Annotated in this window: 18 protein-coding genes; 9 read left to right on the top strand and 9 right to left on the bottom strand. The window is 73.2% G+C overall.

Annotated elements, in window-relative coordinates; translation table 11 throughout:
- Positions 1-28: 28 nt before the first annotated feature.
- Entirely contained in the window at positions 29-1,066 is a 1,038-nt protein-coding gene (locus tag BLT82_RS14465) for a pyridoxal-phosphate dependent enzyme (protein WP_093654677.1), read from the bottom strand.
- 339 nt (positions 1,067-1,405) lie between these two features.
- Here BLT82_RS14465 and BLT82_RS14460 point away from each other — a divergent pair, with 339 nt between their 5' ends.
- Positions 1,406-2,359, top strand: a complete 954-nt coding sequence (locus BLT82_RS14460; protein ID WP_244291973.1) for a GHMP family kinase ATP-binding protein — start codon at positions 1,406-1,408, stop codon at positions 2,357-2,359.
- A 315-nt stretch (positions 2,360-2,674) separates the two neighbouring features.
- Entirely contained in the window at positions 2,675-4,075 is a 1,401-nt protein-coding gene (locus tag BLT82_RS14455; RefSeq protein ID WP_093654781.1) for an MFS transporter, read from the top strand.
- Between the two features lie 141 nt (positions 4,076-4,216).
- Here BLT82_RS14455 and BLT82_RS14450 read toward each other — a convergent pair whose 3' ends face one another.
- From BLT82_RS14450 to BLT82_RS14425, 6 genes are all read right to left on the bottom strand, one after another.
- Positions 4,217-6,112 carry a helix-turn-helix domain-containing protein gene (locus tag BLT82_RS14450; RefSeq protein WP_093654779.1) on the bottom strand — a complete coding sequence of 632 codons (1,896 nt, stop codon included), beginning with the start codon at positions 6,110-6,112 and terminating at the stop codon, positions 4,217-4,219.
- A gap of 106 nt (positions 6,113-6,218) precedes the next feature.
- Complete coding sequence (locus BLT82_RS14445) at positions 6,219-7,046, bottom strand: 3-hydroxybutyrate dehydrogenase (protein ID WP_093654673.1); 828 nt, start codon at positions 7,044-7,046, stop codon at positions 6,219-6,221.
- 55 nt (positions 7,047-7,101) lie between these two features.
- Positions 7,102-7,584: an NUDIX hydrolase gene (locus BLT82_RS14440; protein WP_093654671.1), complete on the bottom strand. Its 483-nt coding sequence runs from the start codon at positions 7,582-7,584 to the stop codon at positions 7,102-7,104.
- A 9-nt stretch (positions 7,585-7,593) separates the two neighbouring features.
- Complete coding sequence (gene lnt / locus BLT82_RS14435; protein ID WP_093654669.1) at positions 7,594-9,198, bottom strand: apolipoprotein N-acyltransferase; 1,605 nt, start codon at positions 9,196-9,198, stop codon at positions 7,594-7,596.
- A gap of 130 nt (positions 9,199-9,328) precedes the next feature.
- Positions 9,329-9,892, bottom strand: a complete 564-nt coding sequence (locus BLT82_RS14430) for a hypothetical protein (protein WP_093654667.1) — start codon at positions 9,890-9,892, stop codon at positions 9,329-9,331.
- Between the two features lie 134 nt (positions 9,893-10,026).
- On the bottom strand, positions 10,027-10,830 hold the full coding sequence (locus tag BLT82_RS14425; RefSeq protein WP_093654665.1) for a glutamate racemase: 804 nt from the start codon (positions 10,828-10,830) through the stop codon (positions 10,027-10,029).
- 58 nt (positions 10,831-10,888) lie between these two features.
- Between BLT82_RS14425 and BLT82_RS14420 the strand changes: the two genes are divergently transcribed.
- The gene (locus tag BLT82_RS14420; RefSeq protein ID WP_093654663.1) at positions 10,889-12,070 is read left to right on the top strand and encodes a glycosyltransferase; all 1,182 of its coding nucleotides are present in this window, start codon (positions 10,889-10,891) and stop codon (positions 12,068-12,070) included.
- Between the two features lie 13 nt (positions 12,071-12,083).
- Here the strand turns inward: BLT82_RS14420 and BLT82_RS14415 are convergent, their stop codons facing one another.
- Entirely contained in the window at positions 12,084-13,418 is a 1,335-nt protein-coding gene (locus BLT82_RS14415) for a TerD family protein (protein ID WP_093654661.1), read from the bottom strand.
- A 239-nt stretch (positions 13,419-13,657) separates the two neighbouring features.
- On the opposite strand from BLT82_RS14415, the gene BLT82_RS14410 reads away from it, so the two are divergent.
- The 4 genes from BLT82_RS14410 to BLT82_RS14395 all read left to right on the top strand — a co-directional run bounded on the left by BLT82_RS14410 (position 13,658) and on the right by BLT82_RS14395 (position 18,278).
- Complete coding sequence (locus tag BLT82_RS14410; protein WP_093654659.1) at positions 13,658-14,110, top strand: DUF6643 family protein; 453 nt, start codon at positions 13,658-13,660, stop codon at positions 14,108-14,110.
- 57 nt (positions 14,111-14,167) lie between these two features.
- Positions 14,168-14,992 (top strand): MOSC domain-containing protein, encoded by an 825-nt coding sequence (locus BLT82_RS14405; RefSeq protein ID WP_093654657.1) that lies wholly within the window; start codon positions 14,168-14,170, stop codon positions 14,990-14,992.
- 163 nt (positions 14,993-15,155) lie between these two features.
- Entirely contained in the window at positions 15,156-15,764 is a 609-nt protein-coding gene (locus tag BLT82_RS14400) for an Rv1733c family protein (protein WP_093654655.1), read from the top strand.
- A 90-nt stretch (positions 15,765-15,854) separates the two neighbouring features.
- Positions 15,855-18,278 carry a right-handed parallel beta-helix repeat-containing protein gene (locus BLT82_RS14395; RefSeq protein ID WP_093654653.1) on the top strand — a complete coding sequence of 808 codons (2,424 nt, stop codon included), beginning with the start codon at positions 15,855-15,857 and terminating at the stop codon, positions 18,276-18,278.
- Here the strand turns inward: BLT82_RS14395 and BLT82_RS14390 are convergent.
- A complete protein-coding gene (locus BLT82_RS14390) occupies positions 18,248-20,695 on the bottom strand; it encodes a hypothetical protein (protein ID WP_093654650.1) in 2,448 nt (815 codons plus the stop codon). The two genes, BLT82_RS14395 and BLT82_RS14390, sit on opposite strands and share 31 nt — an antisense overlap.
- Before the next feature lie 222 nt (positions 20,696-20,917).
- On the opposite strand from BLT82_RS14390, the gene BLT82_RS14385 reads away from it, so the two are divergent.
- Positions 20,918-21,775, top strand: coding sequence for a DeoR/GlpR family DNA-binding transcription regulator (locus BLT82_RS14385; protein WP_093654648.1), 858 nt, complete (start codon positions 20,918-20,920; stop codon positions 21,773-21,775).
- A complete protein-coding gene (locus BLT82_RS14380) occupies positions 21,772-22,224 on the top strand; it encodes an SRPBCC family protein (RefSeq protein ID WP_093654646.1) in 453 nt (150 codons plus the stop codon). The genes BLT82_RS14385 and BLT82_RS14380 overlap by 4 nt, the downstream gene beginning before the upstream one ends.
- The last annotated feature ends 183 nt before the right edge of the window (positions 22,225-22,407 follow it).

Here is a 22,407-nt window from a genome sequence, read left to right as displayed (position 1 = left end):
GGGTCGTGTGCTGCTGCCGGGGCTTCGGTCAACCGCCGGCACGGGTGACGGAGTCGTCCGCGGTTCTCGGCGCCGGAGCGCGGAGGCCGGACCAGGAAGTCGTGGACCAGGGGTGTCTCAGCTCGTCGAGGGACGTGATCTCGTGCGGCTTCAGGGCGTCGATGTGCTCGGCCTCGGCGTGCCTGGCGTAGGCGCTCTCGACGTAGCGGTGGCCCGTGTCGGCCGCGATGAAGACGTATGTGCGCGAAGCGTCCCTCCGGCGTTCCCACTGAGTGGCCAGATAGGCGGCGCCGGTCGACAGACCGGCGAAGATGCCGCTGCTCCGCAGGAGTTCGACCGCGCCGGACAGGGCGCAGTCGAAGTTGACCCAGTGGATCCTGTCGTAGAGGTCGTGCCGGACGTTCCGGAACTCGATGGCGCTGCCGATCCCCGCGATGATCATGTCGGGGTCGGGGACGTGCTCCGAACCGAAGGTGACGCTGCCGAAGGGCTGCACCCCGACGAGCGACACGTCCCGGCCCGCGTCGCGCAGATAGGTGGCGATGGCACCGGTGGAGGCGCCCGAGCCCACTCCTCCCACCAGCGCCAGGGGCCCGTCGGGCAGTTCCCGGGCGATCGCGCCGGCCACGTCGCGGTAGCCGTGGTAGTGGATGCCGTCGTGGTATTGCCGCATCCAGTGGTACGAGGGGTTCTCCTCCAGGATCTCGGCGATGCGCCGTACCCGGAGCTCCTGGTCGAGGCGCAGGTTCTGCGACGGCCGGACCTGCTCCAGCGTGACGCCGAGGATCTCCAACTGGGCGCGGAGCGTCCGGTCCACGGTCGTGGAACCCACGATGTGGCACTTCATTCCGTAGCGGTGGCAGGCCAGCGCCAGGGCGTGCGCGTAGATGCCGCTGGAGCTGTCCACGAGCGTGTCACCGGGCTTGACGGTGCCCGACTCGAGAAGGTGGCGGACCGCCCCCAGGGCCGAGTAGATCTTCATCGTCTCGAACCGCAGACAGACCACGTCCGGCTGCAGGGATATGAGATCGGGTCTCTTGACCGCTTCCGCTATGTGCGTGTACATGCCGTCTTCCTGTCAGAAGGCCGCACTGCGGCCCGGCCCGGTCCGGCCGGCCGGCGGGGTGTCCGGGCCCCCGGGGCCCCGGCCGGTCGCCCCTTCGACCACCCCCTCGGAATGCCCGAACCGGCGGTCGTCCGGTGCTCGTTCCGCTCGTCCATGCGCCCTCCTCGTGCTGGGTACCGACGGGATCGAGCCGAGAGCATCACCTAGATGAAAATGATTGTCAACTCCGACTGAGCACTCGTCACCGACTCGCGATCGCGGCTTGCCCTCGCGGGCCGGTCTCATATAAAAACGATTATCGCTTTCATCTGATGGTCGACGGGAAGGAGTTCCGTGAAGCTGTCCCAGCAGGCCGCGCCTCGACGAGGTCTGCCACCGGGGGCACCGGCGGGAACGGGAGTGGGCACCGCCTTCGGGACCTTCGGCGAACTGCTCCAGGGCGTACTGCCGGAGGAGAACGGGGACTTCCTGGTCACCCTGCCCGTCGCCCGGTGGACGAGGGCGACGTTCCGTCCGGACCCGGACATCGGCGAGCTGGTGGTCCGGCCGCGTCGGAAGCAGAAGGCCCTGCGGCTGGCACGCATGATCGTCGGCGAGGCGCCCGAGCCGACCGGCGGGGTGCTGACCCTCAACAGCGTCATTCCGGAGGGCAAGGGGCTGGCCAGTTCCTCGGCCGACCTGGTCGCGACCGCGCGGGCGGTGGGGCAGGCGCTCGGCCTCCCGATGCCCGCCTCCCGGATCGAGCGGCTGCTGGCGCGCATCGAACCCACCGACGGCGTGCTCTATCCGGGCATCGTCGCCTTCCACCACCGCAGCGTCCGCCTGCGCGCGGTCCTGGGTTCGCTGCCGGCCATGACGGTGGTCGGCGTGGACGAGGGCGGGGCGGTCGACACGGTCGACTTCAACCGCATCCCCAAGCCGTTCACCGTGGCCGACCGGCACGAGTACGCGCGCCTGCTGGACCGGCTCGCCGGCGCCGTGCGGTCCCGCGACCTCGCGGAGGTGGGCAGGATCGCGACGCGCAGCGCGCTGATGAACCAACCCCTGCGGCACAAATGGTCCTTGGACCGCATGCGGGAGATCTGCCGCGAGGTCGGCGGGCTGGGCGTCGCCGTGGGCCACAGCGGCACGACCCTGGGGGTGCTGCTGGACGCCACGGACCCCGCCTGCCCGCACCGTGCCACCGCCGCGGCGAAAGCGTGCACGGAGCTGACGGGGGGCGTGGCGGTCTACCGCACGCTCAGCTTCCCGAACGCCCTGCGAACGGAACCGGGTCCGCGCGTACGGGTGTGACCGGCATCCGGCTCCGCTGCCACGGGAGCGCCGGCGGCCGGTTGCCGCCGATTCCGCGAACGCGGCGGGCGGGAGGTCTTCGCGCCCATGCCTGGCACCCGGGCGGGTGCCGCTGCCACCCGGAACGGCGGCTCGTCGCTCGCGCCCGTGGACGCCCGAGTGAAGATCGTGCACATGCCATTCATCGTGCTCATGGTGGTCTCGCGCACAGCTGAGGACAGAACTATGGTGTCCCACCACATGTGACGGTGACGTGCCGCTTTCTACGTTGTGCCGACACGAATACGTCCCCGCCAACGCCTGGAAGTGGTGTTCATGGCCGCCTCGGCAACCGCTCCACCCGAGTCCTCGAAACTCCGTCGCATCGTCGCCGCGAGCCTCATCGGCACGACGATCGAGTGGTACGACTTCTTCCTCTACGGATCAGCCGCGGCGCTGGTCTTCAACAAGCTGTTCTTCCCCGAGTCCGATCCCCTCGTGGGAACCCTGCTGTCGTTCCTGACGTACGCCGTCGGGTTCGCCGCGCGACCGCTCGGGGCGCTGGTGTTCGGGCACTACGGGGACCGCCTCGGGCGCAAGAAGCTGCTGGTGCTGAGCCTGCTGCTGATGGGCGGGGCGACGTTCGCGATCGGTCTGCTGCCGACGCACGCCACCATCGGGAGCGCCGCTCCCGTGCTGCTGACGGTCCTGCGGCTGGTGCAGGGATTCGCACTCGGCGGTGAGTGGGGCGGAGCCGTACTGCTGGTGTCGGAGCACGGCGACGCGCGCCGGCGCGGCTTCTGGGCCTCGTGGCCGCAGACCGGGGCGCCGGCAGGGCAGTTGCTGGCCACGGGTGTGCTGTCCGCGCTGACCGCGCTGCTGTCGGATGCCGCCTTCACCTCATGGGGCTGGCGCATACCGTTCCTGCTGTCGGGTGTGCTGGTCATCGTCGGCCTCTGGATCCGGCTCTCCGTCGACGAGTCGCCGGTGTTCAAGGCCGCGCTGGCGCAGGCCGAGCAGCGCAAGGCGACGACCGACGAGGTCGAGAAGATGCCGCTCGTCGCGGTACTGCGCCACCACTGGCGGGACGTTCTGATCGCCATGGGCGCCAGGATGGCGGAGAACATCAGCTACTACGTGATCACCGCCTTCATCCTCGTCTACGCCACCACCTCGGCCGGTCTGAGCAAGCAGACCGCGCTCAACGCCGTACTGCTCGCGTCGGCCGTGCACTTCGCGGTGATCCCGTTCTGGGGCGCGCTGTCCGACCGGATCGGACGCCGGCCGGTCTATCTGATCGGTGCGGTCGGCGTGGGCGCGTGGATGTTCCCGTTCTTCGCGCTCATCGACGCCAAGTCGTTCGGCAGCCTGCTGCTCGCCGTCACCGTCGGGCTCGTGCTGCACGGTGCGATGTACGCCCCGCAGGCAGCGTTCTTCTCGGAGATGTTCGCGACGCGCATGCGGTACTCGGGCGCTTCCATCGGCGCACAGTTCTCCTCGGTGGCCGCCGGGGCGCCGGCGCCGCTGATCGCCACGGCGCTGCTCGCCGACTACGGCAGCTCCACACCGATCGCGCTGTACGTCATCGCCGCCGCGCTGCTCACGGTCGTGGCCGTCGCGTGCGCCCGTGAGACCCGTGACCGCGACCTGGCCTCCGTGGAGGCGGGCCGCCAGGGCGAGGACTCCGCCCGGGACGCCCGGGAATCGAGTGCCGCGGACGCTCCGGCGTCCGCTTGATCCCGCCGCGGTCCCCAGGGCCGCGTGGACCGTGCGCAACGGTCCACGCGGCCTTTTGCACGGGCGGCCGCGGGCCGCGCGGGCGATGCGGACGGGCGGCGGCCGCTCCCTCGGCGCACCACTGCCGCGGAGCATGCCCCGTCAGCGCGCCACTGCCCCCGATATCGCGTGCAGCCGCAGCGCCAGCTGGATCTCCAGCGCGCGGGCAGGCGACTGCCAGTCCTCGCCGAGGAGCCTGCCTATGCGTTCCAGCCGCTGGGCCACCGTGTTCACATGGACGTGCAGTTCGTCCTTGGTGCGGGCCGGACTCATGCCGCCGGCGAAGTAGGCGTCGAGGGTGCGCACCAGGTCGGTGCCACGGCGCTCGTCGTAATCGGCGACCGGACCGATGGTGCGGTGGACGAAGCCCTCGATGTCACCGGTGTCGGCGAGCAGCAGACCGAGGAATCCCAGGTCCGGTGCCGCGGCCCCTTCTCCGGAGCGGCCCAGCAGCCGCAGGGCCTCCACACAGCGCCGGGCCTCCGCGTAGGCCGCCTGGACCGAGGCGGGGGTGCCGGCGGGTGCCTCGACCGGCGCCGAGGCACCGACGGTGACGGGCTCGCGCAGGGTGCCTCCCAGGTGCTTGGCGGTCTGACGCGCCAGCTCGGGCGCGCTGTCACCCGGGCCCAGCGGCAGCAGGAGCACCGTGCCGCCGTCGCGGGTCGCCGCCAGCCCGTGGCGGGTGGCCGCCAGGTGCGAGGCCGCGGACCGCAGGCGCTGGCGGTCCGCGGTGGCCCGGTCGCCGCCCCCCGGGCCCGGCGGGGCGTCGATCCGGGCGGCGAGCACCACGTGCGGGGCGTCCAGATCGGCCCGGAGCCGGGCGGCGCGCTCGCGCAGCATGCGGGGGTCGCGACCGGACGCGTCCAGCAGGTCGTCGAGCAGTTCCCCGCGGACCCGTTGCTCGGCCTCGCCGGCGGAGCGGCGGGCCAGCAGCAGCAGAGACGTGACCATCGCGGCCCGTTCGAGAGTGCGCCGGTCGACGGGGTCGAGGGCGGGCTGGCCGCGCAGCACGAGCGCTCCGAGGAGTTCCCCGCCCGCCGAGACGGCGACTACCCAGTCGTCCCCGTGCCGTACGGCGTGGCCGTCGGCGCCGGTGAACTCCACGCCGGCCAGCGTGGACGCGCCCGGTTCGGCGAACTCCACCGCCCCGTCGAGCACTTCGGACACCGCTCCGGCGACGTCGTGCACCCCGCCGCCGTGCAGGACCAGTTCGGTGAGACGGTCGTGGACGTCGGACGCCCGCTCGATGACGGCGCTGTGGTCCCGGATGATCGCGTTGGCCCGCTCCAGTTCCGCCAGTGCGCTCCGCGTCTCGGCCAGCAGGTTCGCGGTGTCGATGGCGACCGCGGCGTGGGCGGCGAAGGAACCGAGCAGCGCGACCTGCTCCCGCTCGAAGACCCGGGCGCGCCGGTCGGCGGCGAAGAGCACGCCGATGACCTGGCTGCCCAGCATCAGCGGGACGCCGAGGATCGCCACGAGCCCTTCGTCGCGGACGCCCGAGTCGATGGCGCGGGTGTGCTGGAAGCGCTCGTCGTCGAAGTAGCTGTCGGTCACGTACGGCCGGGCGGTCTGGGCGACGAGTCCGCCGAGCCCCTCCCCCATGCCGAGCCGGAGCTGCTGGAAGCGGGCCGACACCGAGCCCTCGGTGACCCGCATGTAGGTGTCCCCGGCCGCCGGGTCGTTGAGGCTGAGGTAGGCGACCTCCGTGCCGAGGAGGGACCGGGCGCGCTGGACGATGGCCCGGAGCACCGCGTCGAGGTCGCGCAGCCCCGCCAGGTCGTGCGCGGTCTCGAAGAGCGCGGACAGCTCCGCCTCACGGCGGCGTCTGCCCTCCAGCTCGGCGCGGACGCGCAGGGCGAGCTGCTTGGCGTGCTCCAGAGCCGAGAGCGTCTCGGGGCCGGCGCCGCCCGCGCGGGCGAGGAGCGCCGGCCGGTCGTACGCCTCCGCGGCCGCGCCGCGTGCGAGGAGCTCCAGGTAGGAGGCCTGATCGTGGGACATGGACACAGGGATACCTGCCGTGCCGGGGGTCCCGCCAGCCCTGTGGACGACGGGGCCCGTGTGGACAACTCCGTCACCCGCTGCCCGCGGATTCACCGCGGCCCGTTCAGTGCGCGGTCCAGCCGCCGTCCAGGACGAGCGAGGCACCGGTGACGAAGGACGCCTGCGGGGTGCACAGGTAAGCGACCGCCTCCGCGACCTCCTCCGGTTCGATGAGCCGCTTCAGGGCCGAGTCCTTCAGCAGGACCTCGGTGAGCACGCGCTCCGCGGGGATGCCGTGGGCGGCGGCCTGGTCCTCGATCTGCTTCTCGACGAGGGGGGTGCGCACATAGCCCGGGTTCACACAGTTGGAGGTGACACCATGGGCCGCGCCCTCCAGCGCCGCGGTCTTGGAGAGTCCTTCCAGACCGTGTTTGGCGGCCACATAGGCGGACTTGAACGGCGAGGCGCGCAGCCCGTGGACGGATGACAGGTTGACGACGCGCCCCCATCCCTTGGCGTACATCTGCGGGAGCGCGCCTCTGATCAGCCGGAACGGAGCCTCGAGCATGACGGTGAGCACGGTGTGGAAGACGTCCGGCGGGAACTCCTCGAGGGGGCGGACGAGCTGCAGGCCCGCGTTGTTCACGAGCACGTCGGCGCCCGCGGCCGCGTCCTCCGCGGCGTCGAGGTCGGTCAGGTCCAGGACGAAGGGCTCCACGACGCCCGCGAGGCCGAGGCCACGGGCCTGCCCGACGAGCCCGTCGAGGCCGGCCGCGTCCCGGTCGACGGCCCTGACCTTGGCTCCGGCCGCCGCGAGCCGCAGTGCGCAGGCGCGCCCGATGCCGCCCGCTGCCCCGGTGACGAGGGCGGTGCGGCCGCCGAGGTCGAGGGAGACGGACGGCTTTCCGGTGGAGGTCACGGAGTGAGGGGCGGGACCCGGGTTCATGGTCATGTTCCGCACCCTAGGGACAGTGAAGTCAGCGACCGATGTGGTCAGCGCCCATAGTTCACCCGGCCACCGTGGAGTCGAACCACGTCTGGCCATCGGTGAGTGCCTGCTTGATCCGGAAGAGGGCGAACTCCTGGAGCTCCGGCAGCGCGTCGACGGGGAACCATCCCACCTCCAGCGACTCCTCGTCGTTGACGCGCGCCTCTCCGCCGACGGCCCGGCAGCGCAGGCACACGTCCATGAACTGGCACTTGTCGCCGTTGGGGTAGGTCACCGGCCGCGCGAGCGTCTGGACGAGCACGACACGCTCGGGGACGCAGTGCACGGCGGTCTCCTCGTACACCTCCCGCACCGCTGCCGCCGCCGGCTGCTCCCCCGGCTCGGGGATGCCGCCGATGATCGACCACCTGCCGGTGTCGGCGCGTCTTCCCAGGAGCACCCGCCCGTCGTCGTCGAAGACCACGGCGCTGACCCCCGGCAGGAAGAGGAGCTGGTGACCGGCGGTGGTCCGGATCTCGCGAATGAAATCGGGGATGCCCATGAACCGACCCTAACGGGCGGTGGCCCGACGCTCCTTCGCACGGGTGCGGACCGCCCATCCCAGGGCGCCGAGCGCGAGTGCCGCCAGCGCGCCCTCGGGCAGTGTGCCCATGCGGGTCGCGGGGGTCAGGGAGGAGCGCAGCGGCACCTCGGCGACCAGGGCGTCCGGGGTGAACATCCGGGTCTGCTTCACGATCGTCCCGTCGGGCCGGATGATCGCGCTGACACCGCTGGTCACGGGCACGACGACGGCCCTGCTGTGCTCGACCGCCCGTACCCGGGACATCGCCAGCTGCTGGTAGGTCATCTCGCTGCGGCCGAAGGTGGCGTTGTTGCTGGGTACGGAGATGAGCCGGCCTCCGTGCGTGACGGTGTCCCGCACCGCCCAGTCGAAGGCCGCCTCGTAGCAGGTGGCGAGGCCGACCTTGGTACCGGACAGATCGAAGACGCCCACCTTGCCGCCGGGGCCGAAGTCGCGCCGGACCCGGTCCACGTCGGAGCTGAAGAGACGGACGAACGGCCGCATGGGGATGTACTCGCCGAACGGCTGGACGTGCCGCTTGTCGTAGGTGGCCACCGGCCCCTTCTCGGGCTCCCAGGCGATCAGGGTGTTGCGCAGCGGCCCGGTCTCGGGGGTGAGCACGGCCCCGATCACCGTCGGCGCCCCGATGGCCCTGACGGCCCGGTCGATCACGAGCCGTGCGTCGCCGTTGCGGTAGGGGTCGAGGTCCGAGGAGTTCTCGGGCCACAGCACGAAGTCCGGCTGGGGCACCTTGCCCGCGGCGACGTCCCGGGCGAGCTGCTCGGTGCGCTTCGCGTGGTTGTCGAGGACGGCCCGGCGCTGTGCGTTGAAGTCGAGGCCGAGTCGCGGCACGTTGCCCTGGACGGCCGCGACGGTCGCCGTGCCGTCCTCGGCGGAGTCGTCGAGGAGGGGCAGCGCGGCGAGGGCGGCGGTGACGGGGACGAGGACGGCGAGCGCGGCGGCGGCCAGCGGCCCGCGCGGGAGCTCGCCGGTCCTCCGGTGGTCATGGACCCGGCGGGCCGTCTCGTAGAGCCCGAAGCCGCAGAGCGCGACCGCGAAGCCCAGGACCGGGGTGCCGCCGACCGCGGCGAGCGGCAGGAAGACGCCGTCCGCCTGCCCGAAGGCGATCTTGCCCCAGGGGAATCCGCCGAACGGCACCCGGGCGCGCACGCCCTCGCCGAGGATCCACACGGCCGCTGCCCACACCGGCCACAGCGGCAGCCGGGTCACGACGGCGATGCCGACGCCGGCCGCTGCGACGAACAGCGCCTCGACGGCGGCCAGTGCCAGCCACGGGACGGCGCCGACCTCCTCTCCCGTCCAGACGAGGAGCGGCAGCAGGAAACCGAGGCCGGCGAGGTAGCCGAGCCCGAACGCGGCCCGCGGCCGCCGTCCGTACAGGCTCCAGCCGAGCAGCGCGAAGGCGGGGAGCGCCAGCCACCACAGGGGGCGCGGCGGGAAGCTCAGGAACAGCATGGCTCCGGACAGCGCGGCTGCGGCGGGCCTGGCGGACCGCCGCAGCAGCCGGCCGGCCCGGTCGGAGGAGGCCGGCACGGGCTGCCGGGTACCGGCGGGGGTGATGGTGGCGCTCACGTGCCGGAGTCTACGGCGGTGCGGCCCGCCCACGTCGGCGCGGCCCAGCGGGGACGGTCCCGGCCCCGGCTCGCCGCGGGAGCCGAAGGGGCGTTCCGGCCCCGACGGGCAGGCGGGGTCCCGCCGTCGGTCAGGCGGCGGTCGTCGTTCCCGTGGAGGCTCCCGGCCGGAGGTGGTCGCGGATCACGCGTACCGCCGTTTCGGCGTCGTCCACGGTGACGGTGAACGTGCGGCCGTCGCCGAGGGTGAGCGCGATGCCCTCGCCCCGGCGGACGATGACGGCGGTGCCCTGCTCCGGACGCCAGCGGCAACCCCAGCCGCCCCAGTGGCAGGGCGTGACCTTGGGGACGAATTCGGCGCCGACGACCTGTTCGAGCGGAATTCTGCGCCGGGGTACTCCCATGTGGCCGCAGCGCACTTCCATGGCGTCCCGGTCGACCTTCACCGCCACATGGACGAAGGCGAGGGTCCCGAAGAGCATCAGCAACCCGGCGGCGACACAGCCGATGACCGACATCAGCAGCGGGACGAGGCCCGACGTCCACGGCGCGTCGACGGCGAGTTCGATTCCGAGGGCCATGCAAGCTGCTCCGGCAGCGGCGAGCACCCACTGGAGGCGGTTGGTCGCGCGACCGGTCCAGAGGGCGGGGGGTGGCTCTCCGGCCTGCCCCTTGTCACGGGGGTGGTCCGTCATGCCTCGCACAGTACTCACCTTCCGGTTCGGGAGCACTGCCTCGTACCGATGTGCCCGCAGCCGGGGAAACGGTTCCTCTGTCCCGCTTCTGCCCAGGTCGTCGCGGGCGAATCGGGCATCGGGCGCCGGGGCGCTCAGTGCGCGGGCGTGACCGGATTCACCGCTTCGAGGAGCCTGCCCTCGGCGTACGTACGGGCCGCTGCGGGAAGCTCCGACTCACGGCCGCTGAGCAGCACCGTCAGACCGCCGTCCGGTGCCGCCGCGGGCGCGGGACCTGCACCGACGCGACGCAGCGCCTGGGCGGCGACGGCTCCGGCCGAGCCGTGCAGGACGACCGGCGGAAGCCCTTCCGGACGGCCCTGCGCCACGGCGGCGCGGATGTGCTCGGCGACGAGTTCGTAGTGGGTGCAGCCGAGGACCACCGCGCATACGTCCGAAGGGGTGAGTGCGGCCGCGGCGGCCACCGCGCGGGCCACGGCGGCCTCGTCCGCCCACTGGACCGCGTCGGCGAGACCGGGGCACGGCACCTCGGTGACCCGGGCTCCGTCCGCGAAGTCCGCTATCAGCCTGCGCTGGTAGGGGCTGCCGGTGGTGGCCGGGGTGGCCCAGATGGCGACGCGGCCGCCACCGGCGGCCGCGGGCTTGATCGCGGGTACCGTCCCGACGACGGGCAGGCCGGGCTCCAGTGCGGCGCGCAGCGCGGGGAGGGCGTGGACGGAGGCGGTGTTGCAGGCGACGATCAGCGCGTCGGGACGGTGTGCGGCCGCCGCCCTGGCGACGGTGAGGGCGCGCTCGGTGACGTCATCCGGAGTTCGCGGGCCCCACGGCATGCCGTCGGGGTCGGAGGAGAGGACGAGATCGGCATCGGGCCGCAACCGGCGCACCGCGGCGGCCGCCGCGAGGAGGCCGATTCCGGAGTCCATGAGCGCGATCTTCACCCGGTCACCCTAGCCGACCGCCCTTGCGGTCCCCTCGATGTGGTGCACACTGCGGCGAATGAGCCCCCTTGCGTGGATCGCCCTGACTTCCCTGGCCGCGTGGCTGTGGCTGCTGCTCGGGCAGGGCTTCTTCTGGCGGACGGACCAGCGGCTGCCGCGGCGGACGGCGCCGGCGGACTGGCCGTCGGTGGTGATCGTCGTGCCGGCCAGGGACGAGGCCGCCGTGCTGCCCGAGAGTCTGCCGTCGCTGCTGCGGCAGACCTACCCGGGCAGGGCCGCGGTGGTGCTGGTCGACGACGGCAGTACGGACGGCACGGGCGAACTGGCCCGCAAGTTGGGCGAGCAGTGCGACGGGCTGCCGCTGACCGTGACCTCGCCGGGCGATCCGGATCCGGGGTGGACGGGCAAGCTGTGGGCGCTGCGGCACGGCATCGCCATGGCCCGCACCCTCCGGCCCGACTATCTGCTCCTCACCGACGCGGACATCGCGCACGAGCCGGACAGCCTGGGCGAGCTGGTCGCGGCAGCGCGGTCGAACGATCTTGACCTGGTGTCGCAGATGGCGCGGCTGCGGGTGTCGACCGGCTGGGAGCGCCTGGTCGTGCCCGCCTTCGTCTACTTCTTCGCCCAGCTCTATCCGTTCCGCTGGATCAACCGGGAGCCGGCGCGGGCCACGGCGGCGGCGGGCGGATGCGTCCTGCTGCGCACGGAGACGGCCGAGCGGGCCCGAATCCCCGAGTCGGTGCGGCAGGCGGTGATCGACGACGTCGCCGTGGCACGGGCGGTGCGCCGGGCAGGCGGACGGGTCTGGCTGGGGCTGGCCGAGCGGGTGGACAGCATCCGCCCCTATCCCCGGCTCGCGGACCTGTGGCGGATGGTGTCCCGGAGCGCCTACGCCCAGCTGCGGCACAGTCCGCTGCTGCTCGCAGGGACGGTCGCCGGACTCGCGGTCGTCTACCTGGCGCCGCCCGTCGCGGTGTACGCCGCGACGGTACCGGGGGTTCCGGGGGCCGCCGTGGCCGGCTGGGCGGGGCTCGTGGCGTGGGCGGTGATGACGGCGACGTACGTCCCGGTGCTCCGCTACTACCGGCAGACGCTGTGGCTCGCCCCCACCCTGCCGTTCACGGCGCTCCTCTACCTGCTGATGACGGTCGACTCGGCCGTGCAGCACTACCGGGGGCGGGGCGCGGCCTGGAAGGGGCGTACGTACTCCCGTCCCGAGGCCGCACCCGACCGCTGACGTCCGGCGTAGGTCACTTCCTGCCGGGTGTCCAGTTCATACCCCAGCCGTAGGCGTAATCGATGGTGCGCTGGGGGCTCACTCCGCGTTCCGGCACCAGATAGCGGGCCTCGCGCTGGACGACGAGGTCACCGCCCTGGTTGGTGATCAGGGCGAGGGCGCAGACGGTCGACGGGACGGTGCACTCGTCCAGGGAGAACTCGACGGGTGCGCCGTGCTGCGGCTGGAGGGTCACGGTGGCGTGCAGATCGGCGAAGCTGCGGGCGCCCTCGTAGATGGTGACGAAGATGACCACGCGGCGGAGCTTGTCCCGGTGGTCGAGATTGACGGTGAGGTTCTCGCCTGTGGTCACCGCGCCGGTGCGGTCGTCGCCGTCGAGGTGGATGTAGGGGGGCTGGTTCAGGGCGCCGAAGGCGTTGCCGAGCGCCTGGACGACTCCCTTGCGGCCGTCGGTGAGTTCGAAGAGCGCGCACAGGTCGAGGTCGAGATCCGAGTGCATGGCCACGGCCCGGCCGAGCTTGGCGCCCCAGCCCTTGAACTGCTTGCGCACCTCCCAGTTGAGGTTGACCCTCAGGGCGCCGGACGTGCCGCCCTGCTTGCTGAGCGAGACGGTCGGCGACTCCTTGGTCAGCGTGACCTTGGTCAGGCGTACGGGCGCGGTGGGGGGCGCGGGCGGCGGCACGGGCGCCGGCGCGGCGACGGGTGCCGTGGGCGCCGGGGTGTGCGCCGTCGCCATCGGCGTGGGGGGTGCCGCCGGGGCCGTGGGCCGGGGTGCCGCGGGCGGAGCCGGGGGCGCCGCCTGCTGGGGTTCGTCGACCGAGATGCCGAAGTCGGTGGCGAGTCCCTCCAGTCCGCTGTCGTACCCCTGCCCCACCGCCCGGAACTTCCAGGCGCCCTGGCGCCGGTAGAGCTCGCCGAGGATGAAGGCCGTCTCGACCGTCGCGTCCTGGCTCTCGTAGCGCGCGATCTCGGTGCCGGCCGCGGCGTCCAGGACCCGTACGTACAGTCCCGGCACCTGACCGAAGCTGCCTCCGTCGGCGGAGGCGGCGAGCACGATCCGCTCGACGGCGGGCTCGACGCGCCCCAGGTCGACCGCGAGCCGGTCGGTCGTGGCGCCGCCCGCGGCGTGCTTGCCCTCGTGGCGCACCGCGCCCGAGGCGTGCGCCGGCTGGTTGTAGAAGACGAAGTCCGCGTCGGAGCGGACCTTTCCCGATCCCGAGTCGAGCAGAAGTGCCGACGCGTCCACGTCCGGGACCCCGGTTCCCGAACTCCAGCCCAACTCGATCTGGACGCTCAGTGCGGCTACCGGAACATTGGCTCCTTTGAGCATGGACATCCTCGCCCCCATCGCGGTTCCTCGTGCCCGGAGAAGTGTGTGCGGACAAAGTAGCCGCGGTGCCGCCCGGGCACCCCCCGCGACCCGTGGGTAACCCCTTCCCAGCTTGCCCTTTACACGATCTAGACGCTGTGGGACGACCGTTTTTCCCGGGTTCGCTCGGATTGGGGAATCCCGGTCACAAGTAACACGTCAAACAACCCTCTTATCGGGCTCCCCAACCAGCACATCGTGGGCTTAACTTATGTGCCATGACCTCCCCCCGCTCCACCTACGGTGGCGGTTACTACTCCGCGCCGTCTTTCCCCGACACCCCGATCTACGACTCCCTGGTCGCTGAGCGGGGCACGCCTCAGATCGCGCCGATCCGAGTGCCTTCCGCGTACGACACCGGCAACAGCTACCTGCCGGCGTTGCCCGCGGCCCTCCCCGCCCTCCCGGCGGGCCCCTCCCAGCCCGGTCCGGCATACGGCTACCCCCAGCCCGTGCCGCAACCGGTCCCGCTGCAGCAGGCGGCGGCCCCGTACATCCCCCAGCAGCCCGCCGGCCCGCGCGGCTACCCGGGCGGCCAGCCGCAGCCCATGGCCCGCCCGATGGCGGGCGGGTACGAGGCGATGCGTCCGGCCGCGGCACCGCGGCCCATGTCCGCACCGGCCCCGTACGACGACCCGTACAACCGGCCGTACCAGGGCGGTGGCTACTGAGGCCGGCCCGACCGGTGTGACCGGCGGAAGGTGCGGAGCACCTGGCAGGATGGCCGTATGGCGACTCCCGTGCTCCGCTCCCTCCACATCCACCCGGTCAAGTCCGTCGCCGGCCACGCGCCGGCCGAGGCCGCCGTGGAACCCTGGGGGCTGGCGGGCGACCGCCGGTGGATGCTGGTCGACGCGGCGGGCCGGGCCGTCACCCAACGCCAGCAGCCGCGCCTGGCATTGGCCGCCGCGGCGCCGCTCGCGGACGGCGCCGTCCGGCTGACCGCACCCGGCGCAGCACCGCTGACCGTGGCGGTGCCCGAGCCGTCCGCCACCGCCGCCGTGGAGCTCTTCGGGGAGAAGGTGGAGGCGGTGCCCGCGGGTGCCGCCCCCGACGGGTGGTTCAGCGCGTACCTCGGCCTGCCGGTCCGGCTGGTGCACCTCGACGACCCCGCCTACCGCCGCCCCATCGACGCGGACTACGCGCTGCCGGGCGAGACGGTTTCGTTCGCCGACGGCTTCCCGCTGCTCCTCGCCTCCGTCTCCTCGCTCGACGCGCTCAACTCGCTGATCGCCCAGGGCGACCACGCCGACGAGGGCCCGCTGCCCATGAACCGCTTCCGCCCCAATCTCGTCGTGGACGGCACGGCCCCGTGGGCCGAGGACGGCTGGAAGCGCATCGCGGTCGGCGAGGTGTCCTTCCGCGTCGCCAAACCCTGCGGCCGCTGTGTCGTCACGACCACCGACCAGACCACTGCCGAGCGCGGCAAGGAGCCCCTGCGCACCCTCGCCCGGCACCGCCGCTTCGGGGACCGGCTGGTCTTCGGCCAGAACCTGGTGCCCGAGCACACCGGCACCGTCCGAGTCGGCGACCAGGTGCGCGTCCTCGCCTGACCCGCCCCGGCCGAATCCGCATCAATCCCCCTTTCCGGGGGAACCCGCCGCAGAGGCACGCTCGTTGGGAGAGCGACGACGTGTGATTGCTCTCTCTTCGCCCGAGTCGCGGGCGAGCCGTGCCCCGGGAGGTTACGACTGACGCGGAAGGGGGTGCGGAACGGTGCGAGCGGTCTCGGGACTCTGGCGCTGGCGGCACAATCCGCTGCGCCGCACGACCGATCTCGTGGAGGCATGGGTGGCGTGTGCCGCCGCCCTGTTGCTCGTCCTCGCGGTGCCCGCGGCCGGATGGGGGCTCGGCGGGCTCGCCGACGAGGCGATGGCGGAGTCGGTGCGGGAGCAGTCCGCGGAGCGCCGTCCCGCGGTGGCCCGCGTGCTGCGCGCCGCGCCATCGCCCGGGCGCACGGCGTCCGATCCCGACTCGGCGGTGGACCAACGGATACGCAGGCCGGTCGTGGCCGAGTGGACGGCACCGGACGGCACCCGGCGCAGCGGCACGGTGACCACCGCGGTCCCCACGGCCGGTCCCGGCGACACGTTCCGGATCTGGACGGACGGGTCGGGCGACCCGGTGGCCCGCCCGATGGACCCGGACACCGCACGCGCCCACGCCGTGCTCGCGGGCGCCGGCGCGGCGAGCGCGGCGGCGGGACTCGTGGAGGCCGCCCGGCGGACGGTCGTACGGCGCCTGATGCAGCGGCGGTACGAGGAACTCGACCGCGAGTGGGCGAAAGCCGGTCCCGACTGGGGCCGCACGGGCACGGGCAGCTGACCGGTCAACCCCCGCTTCCCACGCACGCTACGGTGGTGCGACGCGCGGCACGGTCGCGACCGACGCACGAGGTGGGGGCAGATCAGCACCATGGCACAGGGCACGGTCCAGGTGACGCACACCGGCACATCGCGGTGGCGGCGCCGCACGGGTGAGTACGCCTCCCTCGCCGCGGCCCTGGAGGCGGCGGCCGACGGCGACATCCTCACCGTCTCGCCCGGGACCTACCGGGAGAACCTCGTACTGCGGCGTGCCGTCACCCTGCGCGGGGCGGAAGGCTCGGCCGGCTCCGTGCGCATCGCCCCCGCCGACGGGGTTCCGCTGACGGTCCGCGCGTCGGCGACCGTGCAGGACCTCCACGTCGAGGGGCAGGACGCCACGGCGCCGGCGCTGCTCGTCGAGGACGGCGCGCCTGAGCTGACGGATCTGCGGATCGTGACGCGCTCGGCGGCGGGCATCGAGGTCCGCGGTGAGGCCCGTCCGACGGTGCGCCGCTGCACGGTGGACAATCCGGCCGGCGTCGGGATCGGCGTACTGGACGGCGCCGGCGGGGTGTTCGAGGAGTGCGAGGTCGTCGCCGCCGGACAGTCCGGGGTGTCGGTCCGCGGCGGCGCCCACCCGAGGCTGGAGCGCTGCCGGGTGCACCACGCCTCCGGTTCCGGGCTGAGCGTCACGGGCGAGGGCAGCTCCCTGGAGGCGCTCGGCTGCGAGGTGTACGAGATCAAGGGCGCGGGCATGCAGGTCGCCTCGCGGGCGACGGCCCATCTGACGGACTCGCGGGTGCACCGCACCTCGTCCGACGGCATCACGCTCGACACGGACGCGGTGCTCACCCTCGCCGACTGCGACATCCACGACGTCCCGGAGAACGCGGTGGACCTCCGGTCGCGTTCGGTACTGACGCTCACCCGCTCCACAGTGCGGCGGTTCGGCCGCAACGGTCTCTCCGTGTGGGACCCCGGGACACGGGTGGACGCCAACCAGTGCGAGATCCACGACAGCACGGGCGACTACCCGGCGGTCTGGGTCAGCGACGGCGCGACCGCGGTGCTCGACTCCTGCCGGGTGCACGACGTCCCGGACGCCCTGTTCGTCCTGGACCGCGGTTCGCGTGCCGACGTGGTCGACAGCGATCTCACCCAGGTGCGGAACACGGCCGTGTCCGTCAGCGACGGGGCCACCGCCCAACTCGACGACTGCCGCATCCGGGAGGCCTCCACCGGCGCCTGGTTCCGCGACCACGGCAGCGGCGGCACGCTGAGCAACTGCACCATCGACGGTGCCCAGACGGGCGTCATCGTCACCAAGGGCGCGGATCCGTCGATCGAGCGGTGCACGGTGACCAACCCGGCCGAGGCCGGGTTCTACGTCTCCGCCGAGGGCCGCGGCACCTTCCACGGCTGCCGGGTCTCGGGCAGCGGAGGCTACGGCTTCCATGTGATGGACGGCTGCCGTACGACGCTGACGCGCTGCCGCACGGAGCGGTGCGCACGCGGCGGCTACGAGTACCCCGAGGAGGGGACGGCCGTCGAGGACTGCACCAGCGACGAGAGCGGTGTGCGCGCGACGCCGCCCGTGACGGCTCCGGTGGTGGCCACCGCCACCCAGTCCCCCGGGCTGCTGTCGATGATCCCCGGCCAGCGCACCGCCGGGCCCGAGCCCGCCGCCGCGCCGGCGTCCGCGCCCGGGCCGGGGCCCGCGGCCAGGACGTCCGACGCGGTCCTCGGTGAACTGGACGCGCTGGTGGGCCTGGAGAGCGTCAAGCGCGAGGTCCGCACGCTCACGAACATGATCGAGGTGGGAAGGCGCCGGCAGGAGGCCGGCCTGAAGGCCGCGTCGGTCCGTCGCCATCTGGTCTTCACCGGCTCGCCCGGCACCGGCAAGACGACGGTGGCCCGGCTGTACGGCGAGATCCTGGCGTCCCTGGGGGTGCTGGAGCGCGGCCATCTGGTCGAGGTGTCCCGGGTCGACCTGGTCGGCGAGCACATCGGATCGACCGCGATCCGCACCCAGGAGGCGTTCGAACGGGCCCGCGGCGGCGTGCTGTTCATCGACGAGGCCTACGCCCTCTCACCGGAGGACTCCGGTCGGGACTTCGGCCGGGAGGCCATCGACACGCTGGTCAAGCTGATGGAGGACCACCGGGACGCCGTGGTCGTGATCGTCGCCGGATACACCGCCGAGATGGAGCGCTTCCTCTCGGTCAACCCCGGTGTCGCGTCCCGCTTCTCACGGACCATCACCTTCAGCGACTACGTCCCCGAGGAGTTGCTGCACATCGTCGAGCAGCAGGCGGAGGAGCACGAGTACCGGCTGGCCGACGGCACGGCCGAGGCACTGGGGAAGTACTTCACGGCACTGCCGAAGGGCCCTGCGTTCGGCAACGGCCGGACCGCGCGCCAGACCTTCGAGTCGATGGTCGAGCGGCACGCGGGCCGGGTCGCCGAGCTCGCCGAGCCGAGCACGGACGATCTTTCGCTGCTCTACCCGGAGGACCTTCCCGAACTGCCCTGAACCGGCGCGGTGTCGTCGCGCTGGCGGGGCAGCGCGGGCGGCAGCCGTTCCAGGAGTGCCCGGCGCTCCTCGGCGAACGCGGGGTCGGCCTGGTAGTCGGAGTGCCCGAGGACGGGCTCCGGCAGGGGATGGGTGTCCGTGCGTCCGTACACCACGGGGTCCTTGAGTGCTTCCCGGTCGACTTCGGGCTTGCCGTCCTCGGCCGGGAGCCGGACCGGCCCGCCGATCGGATCGGTGTGCCGCCACAGGTTGCGCCAGCAGTGCAGGTCCCGGTGCAGGCCGCGCAACTGCGCCGCTCCGAAGTAGGCGGGGAACCAGCGGGCGTAGAGCCGCTCCAGCGGTGAGCCGTAGGTGAGCAGGGCGACGCGCCGGCGGGTGGCCGAGGGGAGCTGCCAGACCGCGGCGGCGGCCAGCACACTGCCCTGCGAGTGACCGGAGATCACGAGCCGTCCGCCGGTGGCAGACGTCCAGGACGCCATGCGCCAGGTGAGGTCGGGGACGGCGCGTTCGGCGTAGCAGGGAGGCGCGAAGGGGTGGGCGGCGCGCGGCCAGAACGTGCCGACGTCCCAGAGGATGCCGATGGTGCGGCGGGCCGAGGCGTCCCGATAGGCGCGCCGGCCCCAGGTGACGAAGAGGACGAAGCCCAGTCCGATCAGCCAGGAGCCGAGGGCCTGCGCCACGTCGGCGGCGGCCTCGACGACCGGGTGGGCCCTGTCGAAGGCCTCACCGGGCACCTCCGCGCTCACCCACGCCCCGGCGACCGCGCCCGCGCCGAGCAGCAGCGTGGCGAAGCACAGGATGCCGAGCAGGGCGGGTGCGGCGTCGGTGAGATCCGCCCGGGCGCGGGTGCCCGCGATCCGGCGGGTGCGCACCTCGTCGGGCCGCTCCCCCGGATAGTCCTGCTCGACCCGGTCGCCGAGGGCCCGCGCGGTGCGCCAGGTCCGTACGCCGAGGACGCAGAGGGGCACCAGGAGCAGGAGCAGGAGGACGGGGATGACGGACGCCTGCCAGCTGAGCAGCACCGGCGGACCGGGGATCGCTCCCTCCCCCTCCCCGGGGGTGCCCGACCCGTCGAGCCAGTCGGCAACCCGCTGTGCGACGCCGCCGGTCATGACCCCTCCGAGCGCGCACGCGAGCAGGGCGACCGCGGGACCGCCCAGACCCCGCATGGCGGTACGGCCGTGCCGGACGCGGAGGTGCAGCAGTTGCGCGGCGACGGCGAGGACGACGACGAGGGCCCCCTGGGCGAGGGCGATGACACGGAAGGCGACCTCGCCGGGGAGCGTTCCCTGGGAAGCCCAGCCGGGGCGGGACCAGGACGCGTACACCATCGCGACGGCGAGCAGGACGAGGGAGGCGCAGGGCAGCCAGCGCACCACGGCGCGGTCGATCCGGTTGTCGAGGACGTTCTCGCTGCGCCCGCGGCGGAAGACGACGGCGACGACGAAGACGCCCGCGAGGACCAGTACCGCCTCCATGGCCCAGCCCGCGGCTTCGAGCCCGCGCACGCCGGCGCTCCGGTCGTGGCGCGCGGCGGCGCCGGTCACGGCGGCGGCGATGACCAGGAACCCCGCTGCGGTGTGGGCCGCGCGCAGCCGCGCGACCAGCCGGCGGCCGTACCAGAACCCGGGCCGCCCGAGCGCGGGCCGGACGGTGTTCCCGGTGGCGGCGGGGCCTTCCCCGTTCCCGGCGGTGAGGTAGCCGTCGCCGTTCCCCCCGCCTTCGGGGTCCTCGCTCTGCGCGAGGCCGGGGCGCCCGGGTGGCATGGTCGTGACGCTCGGCGGGCGCTGGGCCTCGTACGCGCTCCAGGTGCGGTTGGACAGGTACCAGAGCAGGCCCACCAGCGCGGCGGGCAGCAGGGCGGCCAGGGAGAGCCGGCGACCGGGCTGGGACCACCAGCCGCCGTTCGCGGCGGAGAGGAAGCCGATCCAGGAGCTGTCCCGGGAGCAGCGGGCGGACCCCGCGCACTGCCAGGCCGTCAGGTCGAGGGCGACCTCGCAGGCGGCTGCCGTGAACAGCACCGTCAGGCTGAGGGCGACGAGCCGGACGAGCGTCCCGTACAACCGTAAGGTCCGGGGCCTGCCCGTGGTGGCGGGCCGCATCCAGTGGGCCAGGTTGACGACCATGAACGGCAGGAGGAGCAGCCACAGCGCCCTGGCACCGTTGCCGGAGGTGAGGTTGGACCAGCAGTACGCCTCGGGGATCGGCCCTTCCCGGTCGCCGTCGCAGTAGGGGCGGTGCTCGGCGTCGGCGTCGTCGGTGCGCCGGTACACGGCGGCGGTCGCGTCGCCGGTGATCCGGACCGTACGGGGATCGCCGAGCATGTCCTGCGGGGTGGCTCCGCCGACGCCGTGGACCAGCAGCTCCAGTGCCGCTCCGCCGGGCTGCGGCACGGCGTCCGGTGTGGGAGGGGACACTTCTGCGGCTCGCTCTCTGCCGGCGGGATCACGGCGGTGGGAGGATCTGCGGCACGACCAGGATCCCGGAACACGGCGCGCCGCCGCATGCCCCTCCACGGAATCTCCCCGCCACCGGGGCGAAGCCACCGTGGGAGGATGGGAGTCCTCGGTGAGCAGCGGTGACCCACCACCGAGCCCGGCAGCGAACCCGACAGCGAAACGGAAGGACCGGCCCCGGCGGTGAGCGACAATCAGAACCTCCTCGCGGAGCAGCGGCGTGCTCTGATCCTCGACGAGGTGCGGCGGCGCGGCGGTGTGCGGGTCAACGAACTCACCCGCCGGCTGAACGTCTCCGACATGACCGTGCGCCGCGACCTGGACGCCCTCGCCCGGCAGGGCGTCCTGGAGAAGGTGCACGGCGGCGCGGTTCCGGTGGCCGAGGCGAGCACGCACGAGCCCGGTTTCGAGGCCAAGTCGTCGCTGGAGCTGAGCGCCAAGGAGGACATCGCCCGGGCTGCGGCCACGATGGTCGTCCCGGGCAGCGCCATCGCCCTGTCGGGCGGCACGACGACGTACGCGCTGGCCCACCATCTCCTCGACGTGGCCGATCTGACGGTGGTGACCAATTCGGTGCGGGTCGCCGACGTGTTCCACACGGCGCAACGGGCCGGCGGAACGGGCGGGCGGCGACCGGGCGCCCCGACGGTGGTCCTCACCGGCGGAGTACGCACTCCCTCGGACTCGCTCGTGGGCCCGGTCGCCGATCAGGCGATCCGCTCCCTCCACTTCGACGTGCTGTTCCTGGGGGTCCACGGCGTCTCCGTGGAGGCGGGTCTGTCGACGCCCAATCTCGCGGAGGCCGAGACCAACCGGCGGCTGGTCCGCTCGGCGCGCAGGGTGGTCGTCGTGGCGGACCACACCAAGTGGGGCACGGTCGGGCTGAGTTCGTTCGCCCGGCTGGACGAGGTGGACACGCTGGTGACGGACTCGGGGCTGCCGGACCGGGCACGTGTGGAGATCGCGGAGCATCTGCCCAACCTGGTGGTCGCCGGTGAGGCCGCCGAGCCGTCCCCGGAACCGGCGGAGCCGACGTCATGACCGTCTTCCGGGTCGTACGGACGACACCGCTGCCCGCCGGGGAGGCCTGGCGACGGCTCACCGACTGGCCCGCCCATGCCGCGCAGGTGCCCCTGACCCGGATCTCGGTGGTGACGGACGGCCCCGGCGGCGAGGGCACCCTGTTCGTCGCCCGTACGGGCGTCGGGCCGGCACACTTCGACGATCCGATGGAGATCGTGCGCTGGGAGCCGCCCGCGGCCGGGCGCCCCGGGCACTGCCGGCTGGAGAAGCGCGGCCGGGTCGTGCTGGGCTGGGCCGAGATCGAGGTGCGGGAGTCGCCGGCCGGGACGGTGGTCACCTGGACGGAGGACCTTCGTGTGCGGGGTCTGCCGGACGCGGCGGGGCCGGTGCTGGCGCGGGCGGGCCGGAGGGTCTTCGGCCGCGCGGTGGACGGTCTGCTGGGCCGCACCCCGGGACCGGCGGCGTGATGACCTCCTGACGGCTTGTCAGCTATGGTGTGCGGGCCCTCGCCCGACCCGTGCCCGTCCTTCGTCCGCAACCCGGTTCGATCCAACTCCCCGCCCGGCCTTCGCCGGAGCCTCGGCCACCCGCCACCCGCTCGTCGTCCGCCCCCTTTCCGCCATCACCCGCTCGTCATCCGCCGCTTGTCC

It is taken from the genome of Streptomyces wuyuanensis, assembly GCF_900103455.1.
Lineage (GTDB): Bacteria > Actinomycetota > Actinomycetes > Streptomycetales > Streptomycetaceae > Streptomyces > Streptomyces wuyuanensis.
This window is presented reverse-complemented; position numbering and strand designations above follow the sequence as displayed.

What these genes read in the sequence shown, in the direction of transcription:
- BLT82_RS14465 (WP_093654677.1), bottom strand. Translation starts at nt 1,066, where the DNA reads ATGTACACGCACATAGCGGAAGCGGTCAAGAGACCCGATCTCATATCC.
- BLT82_RS14455 (WP_093654781.1), top strand. Translation starts at nt 2,675, where the DNA reads ATGGCCGCCTCGGCAACCGCTCCACCCGAGTCCTCGAAACTCCGTCGC.
- BLT82_RS14450 (WP_093654779.1), bottom strand. Translation starts at nt 6,112, where the DNA reads ATGTCCCACGATCAGGCCTCCTACCTGGAGCTCCTCGCACGCGGCGCG.
- BLT82_RS14445 (WP_093654673.1), bottom strand. Translation starts at nt 7,046, where the DNA reads ATGACCATGAACCCGGGTCCCGCCCCTCACTCCGTGACCTCCACCGGA.
- BLT82_RS14440 (WP_093654671.1), bottom strand. Translation starts at nt 7,584, where the DNA reads ATGGGCATCCCCGATTTCATTCGCGAGATCCGGACCACCGCCGGTCAC.
- BLT82_RS14430 (WP_093654667.1), bottom strand. Translation starts at nt 9,892, where the DNA reads ATGACGGACCACCCCCGTGACAAGGGGCAGGCCGGAGAGCCACCCCCC.
- BLT82_RS14420 (WP_093654663.1), top strand. Translation starts at nt 10,889, where the DNA reads ATGAGCCCCCTTGCGTGGATCGCCCTGACTTCCCTGGCCGCGTGGCTG.
- BLT82_RS14415 (WP_093654661.1), bottom strand. Translation starts at nt 13,418, where the DNA reads ATGGGGGCGAGGATGTCCATGCTCAAAGGAGCCAATGTTCCGGTAGCC.
- BLT82_RS14410 (WP_093654659.1), top strand. Translation starts at nt 13,658, where the DNA reads ATGACCTCCCCCCGCTCCACCTACGGTGGCGGTTACTACTCCGCGCCG.
- BLT82_RS14405 (WP_093654657.1), top strand. Translation starts at nt 14,168, where the DNA reads ATGGCGACTCCCGTGCTCCGCTCCCTCCACATCCACCCGGTCAAGTCC.
- BLT82_RS14395 (WP_093654653.1), top strand. Translation starts at nt 15,855, where the DNA reads ATGGCACAGGGCACGGTCCAGGTGACGCACACCGGCACATCGCGGTGG.
- BLT82_RS14380 (WP_093654646.1), top strand. Translation starts at nt 21,772, where the DNA reads ATGACCGTCTTCCGGGTCGTACGGACGACACCGCTGCCCGCCGGGGAG.